This window comes from Hydrocoleum sp. CS-953, assembly GCF_002260545.1.
Classification (GTDB): domain Bacteria; phylum Cyanobacteriota; class Cyanobacteriia; order Cyanobacteriales; family Microcoleaceae; genus Trichodesmium.
The window spans coordinates 1-4236 of record NZ_LGSU01000686.1 but is presented as its reverse complement, the minus strand read 5'-3'; the positions used below and the strand labels follow the sequence as shown (position 1 = coordinate 4236).

At 36.0% G+C, this 4236-nt stretch carries 2 protein-coding genes; one reads left to right on the top strand and one right to left on the bottom strand.

The window, feature by feature from the left end; all coding sequences use genetic code 11:
- Nucleotides 1-512: 512 nt before the first annotated feature.
- On the top strand, nucleotides 513-1541 hold the full coding sequence (gene tilS / locus AFK68_RS07890; RefSeq protein ID WP_094672275.1) for a tRNA lysidine(34) synthetase TilS: 1029 nt from the start codon (nucleotides 513-515) through the stop codon (nucleotides 1539-1541).
- A 299-nt stretch (nucleotides 1542-1840) separates the two neighbouring features.
- Here the strand turns inward: tilS and hmpF are convergent, their stop codons facing one another.
- Nucleotides 1841-3580 carry a pilus motility taxis protein HmpF gene (gene hmpF / locus AFK68_RS07885; protein ID WP_094672274.1) on the bottom strand — a complete coding sequence of 580 codons (1740 nt, stop codon included), beginning with the start codon at nucleotides 3578-3580 and terminating at the stop codon, nucleotides 1841-1843.
- Between the last annotated feature and the right edge of the window lie 656 nt (nucleotides 3581-4236).

Sequence of the window (4236 nt, the reverse complement as noted above, 5' to 3'; positions counted from 1 at the left end):
CTACTTTTTTAACCAATACTATCAGATTTAATATTATCCTTTCAAATCAAATAAATGTAAGCATTCAACCATCAGATATCCTCCTTAGTGTATTATCAATAATTAGGGCTGGCTGATTAAATATAAAAGCATTTATAGATAAAGCTTTTAGCCTTTTTAGGTCTGCAAAAAGTAGAAACTTTTAGGTCAAAAAGGTTCAATAATTTAGCATTTTTGCCTCAAAATTACAGAAAAATTAAGGGATAATTCCTCCAACTACCTCCTCCATAACTCGACTTCCTCCTGACTCCTGACTCCTCCCTCTACTCAAAAACTTTTTCAGCAAGCCCTAATTAGCTTCATAAATGCAGGCAGTTAGATGCTATATTGAAATACTGAAATATGATTTTCTAGTAGGGTTCAAAATACATCTCAAGACCTTAAACATCCATATAAAATTGTTTAATGTATTCACAAAAAAAAGCTAATTGCTAAGTGCTAATAGCTAAATGCTTACAAATAAATTATGTCTAATGAATCAATCTCCCCATCAAAATTGGACACCACTCCATGCCCAACTTCATCAAACATTACGTCAAAGAAAATTATTACCAGAAAATCAAAGAATATTAATCGCAGTATCCGGCGGTCAAGACTCACTATGTCTAACCAAATTACTATTAGATTTACAATCAAAATGGAATTGGTATTTAGCAGTTGCTCATTGTGACCATCAATGGCGAACTGACTCAGAAGCTAATGCTAATTATGTCAAAAAATTAACCACAAATTGGCAACTTCCCTTCTATTTAGAAACAGCAAATAAAGTCTATAAAAGTGAAGCAGAAGCCAGAAAATGGCGTTATCAAATCCTCAGTAAAATTGCTTTAGAATCTAATTTTCCATACATTGTAACTGGCCACACAGCCAGCGATCGCGCAGAAACTCTCCTATATAATCTAATTCGTGGCAGTGGGACTGACGGTCTCCAAGCCCTAACTTGGCAACGTCCCCTAACAGAAAATTTCTCCCCCTTACTGGTACGTCCCCTATTAGAAATTACTCGTACCCAAACAGGCAACTTTTGTCAAGAGCAAAAAATCGAAATTTGGGAAGATTCTACAAACCAAGATTTACATTATGCTCGAAACCGTATCCGCCTGGAATTATTTCCTATCCTACGCCAATTTAACCCTCAAGCTGAATTAGCATTAGCACAAACAGCAGAAATACTCAGTGCTGAAGTCAAATATTTGGAAAATGAAACAGAAAAATTATTAGAAAGAGTGACAGAAGTAGATACAGATAATTTGAATATTTCTCAATTCGAGTCTCAACCAATCAAATATATTATCAACCGTTTAGTATTGCGTGAAGTTTCTCTAGCATTACAACGTAGAGTAATAAGAAAGATTCTACACAAAGTTTTACCTACAACTCCTAACTTCAGTCATATTGAAAAGCTGACAGCCCTAATCAATGCTCCCAACCGTTCTCAAACAGATCCCTTTCCTGGAGGAGCGATCGCCAAAGTTCAACATCCCTGGATTATTTTAGTATAATAGATAGCTTCAAAAAATAGTGCTATAATTAACTTTTTTTGCAGTTTTTGTAGTTAAGGAAAACCTGGATTTTGCCATACAGAAAATTAAATAAAGAGCAAGGGTTTTACCGAATAATTAATAATTATTAATTAAACACCTTCGTTAAAAGCCACCCCCATAGAGAAAAAAAAAGAAACAATATTTCCTTATCTTCAATTCCGTTACGGTTTTCATTAAGGTAATTATCCATTATCCATTAATGAACTACTCCCTCTGTCTTGAATTTAGTATAAAAAACTACTACTCCTGAGTTAATCTTATTCCGGTTGCACAAGAATATTTTGGAGAACTTCCCCTAACTGAGCCACCTGTTCACCTATACCCTGTACTTGATTTACTCCACCTACTACTTCTTCAAGTTGCTGTCTCAGTTGTTCTAAATAACCAGCCAAAGATAGCATTACCTCTTGATACACAACCCCACTTCCAACCCCTATATTAGCCTTCTGCTTTTCCCTTAAACTCAACTCTAACTGCTCAATTTCATTTCTTTTAACTGCTAGTTCCTGAGTTTGGCCATTAATCACTTCTTCTTTTTGAGTAATTTCAGTTTGTATTTGTTGAATTTCAGCTTCTAACTTTTGTAACTCTTCGGTCAATTGCTGGCTTTGAGTCTCAACTTGTGATAATATAGGCTTCAGGTCTATCTGATTCGACTGTTCTTGGTCAGAAGAATTACCTAACCTACGCCAAAGAACTGCTTGATGCTGACTTAATATCTCTTCTCTTTCCTTCAGATTTCTTTGAGAACCTACCAAAGACTCATTTAACATTTTATAGCGGTCTTTTTCATCTGAAAGTTCTGAGTCCAAATTAATTCTGTCATATTCACTAGCTTTATCAATTCTTCTTTGCAAAGCATCAATTTCTTGCTGTTGTAATGCCAACTCCTCTTCCTGGTCTTTAACAAAACTCATATCTCTTTGTAAATCTTGTTGCAAACTTTGTACCAATTCCTCTAACTCATTAAGAGGCATTTTTTCCAAAGCTTCAACATCTACTTTATGAGCAGTACCACCATTCTCCAACGCTGTGACTAGATTACTCAGTTGCTCATAAAGTTGAGTCTGTGTCACAATTTGTGCATTCAATACTTGGCTATACTCTTGCTTACTTGCCAGTAAAGTTTGTTGCACTCTCAATCCCCCCATACTATGGGCAAAAGATTCCCAATCTTGTCGCCATTCTAGCCATTGGTTTTGGACATGACTAGCCAAACTCTCTATTTCTTCCTCCTGTGTATTAGAATCTGTATTGGGTGAATTATCCCACTGTTGTCTATGTTGTTCTAGAGTTTCCTGTTGATTATTAACTATTTCCAAGGATTGACTTAACTTTTCTCCCAAAGAATTTGTCGGAGTTACCGCTTCAGTTAACCAACTCAATAAATCTTGAATATATTGAGATTGCTCCTCATCTAAAACTGCACCTTGAGCTAATTCTCCCTTATGCTGCTCAAACTCCTCTTGTTGCCTTTGTAATTCTAAACGCGCTGCTTCTAATTCTGCTCGGTTTTGCCCTATCTGTTCCTGGAGTTGCTGAGATTCTTGTTGGACTTGACTAATTTCCTGACGTTGCTGCTCCAACTTATCAATTTCGCCTTGCAGTTCCTCAAGTTGCTCCTCCTTAGCCTGTAATTCCATTTCTCTGCGATTCAGTTCTTGGGCTTGAAAAGTAAGAGAAGCTTTCCATTGCTCAATTTCTTCCCATTGTGTCTTAGACTTTTCTTGGGAACGAGAAAAATTTTGGAGAATTTTCACTAACTGACGTGCAGCATCTTGAATTTGCTGAACCTGCTTATTATTATTCAAATCTACTAGCACCAATGCACCAGGAGAAAATTCCTTAGCTTCATCAGCCGGAATAACTTCTTCCCCAGTTACAGCAGCCCAATTATGTTCACCGCGCTGACAAGCTAGCAACTTCAAATCAGTTCTACCACCACCCAGACCACCAAAACCTGTTGGCCTTCTTTGTACTTCTGCTAAATACAGCACACTGTTATCCTCTTGAAGTATCTATGCTAAAATATTTATTTTCATAATTTCTTATATTACCATCGAATGCAGTAACAATTACTATAGCAATCCTAAATAGGTTGCGGGTAATTAAAAAGTAAATAAAAAAGTTGAAATTCTTACCAGATGAGCTGTAGCAATAGTGCCTGTTGCCTAAAAAGCAGTAAGATTTGTGCCACGAATATGCGGAGGATTGCTATATATTACTCTGAATATCAGGAATGATATTATCATTTAACGTTGCTTTTGGGATGAATTTTACACACAGGTAAATTTATTAAACTATCCTGTTGTTATTTTAACCAAAATACTATATTTAACAAGTACCAAGTTACCTTTTTTTCACTTATAAGGAACTGAGGCAATAGTTTAAATGGTAAGCATTTCCTGCGGAATTCTCTGCCAAAAGCCATAAGCTATTAGGTGGAGCGCCATTAACTTATTCTTTTTCAAGAAAGAATCAGATTTGAAAGATTGAACAACAATTAAAAGTTACTCTCATTCCCATTCAAAGCTAATCTTTTTGTAAGCATTCAGCCGTCAGCTATTAGCTATCAGCTTCCCGGAAATATCTACATTCCCAGCCACACAATATATGATATGGGTTGACAACTCAAACCTCGTTTTTCTACTTC